Consider the following 1,168-nt stretch of genomic DNA (forward strand, 5'->3'; position numbering starts at 1 on the left):
CTCGCTCACCGAGGCGCGAATCCTGTTCGAACTGGCCGATTCCGGCCCCCTGGAAGTGGTGGCGCTGCGCCGGTCCCTCGGCCTGGACCCCGGCTACCTCAGCCGTATCCTGGCCCGTTTCGAGGCCGACCGACTCGTCGAGCGCCGCCGCGCCGAACGGGACCGCCGCATCCAGGAGGTGCGACTCACCGACCACGGCTGGGACACCTTCGCCGATCTCGACAATCGCTCCAGCCGCGATACCGCCGCACTGCTCGCCGAGGTTCCGGCCGCCGACCGCGAACGGCTGATCGCGGCCATGCGCACCATCGAGCGCATCCTCGAACCCGCCTCGGACGCACCGGCGTTCACGCTGCGTGCCCCCGGCCCCGGCGACCACGGCTGGGTCATCCACCGCAATGCCGTGCTCTATGCCGCCGAATACGGCTGGAACGCCGACTACGAGGCTCTCGTCGCCCGCATCGTCGCCGACTACCTGAAAACCCATGACCCGCAGCGGGAACGGGCCTGGATCGCCGACCGCGACGGCGAACCGCTCGGCGCGGTGTACTGCATGCGCGACTCCGACACCACCGCCCGCCTGCGCCTGCTGCTGGTGGAACCCGGCGCCCGCGGCCTCGGTGTCGGCACCGCCCTGGTGGACGCCTGCCTCACCTTCGCCCGCGCGGCCGGCTATCGCGAGATCGTGCTGTGGACCAACGACGTCCTCACCGCCGCCCGCCGCATCTACGAACGCGCGGGATTCGAACCGGTGGAGTCGAATCCGCACCACAGCTTCGGCGTGGACCTGGTCGGCCAGACCTGGCGGCGCGCACTGGCGCACTGACGCCGGACACGCACCAGGCCTCACGCCGCATCCCCGCACGCCCTCCCACGCGCGTGACGCCCGCGTACACCACACGCTGCGAGCCGGTGGATTACGACCCGACCCAGAGCTGGGTCGGCCGGGGTTCGACACCCGCAGTACGCCACAACCACCGCATCGCTCGCCACGGTCGCGCGCTGCCCGAGCATCGACTCCGCACGCGCCCGGTGCACCGATCCGCCAGAGCGCCGGGGTGTCGGTCGACTCTCCGGTCGGAGTGCCGAAGCGTCGGCATTTCCGCCGGTCAGCGCACACCAACCCGCCTGCGCACCGAGCGGCCTGTGCGTCAGGGCGGTCACCCCG

Annotated in this window: 1 protein-coding gene; it reads left to right on the plus strand. The window is 71.8% G+C overall.

The features are described 5' to 3' along the window. Window positions 1–826: bifunctional helix-turn-helix transcriptional regulator/GNAT family N-acetyltransferase (locus QK444_RS36390; protein ID WP_282786671.1), on the plus strand; the 826-nt coding region annotated here is incomplete at its 5' end. Window positions 827–1,168: the final 342 nt, after the last annotated feature.

The organism is Nocardia sp. CC201C, from assembly GCF_030010695.1.
In the GTDB taxonomy this organism is placed as follows: Bacteria; Actinomycetota; Actinomycetes; order Mycobacteriales; family Mycobacteriaceae; genus Nocardia; species Nocardia otitidiscaviarum.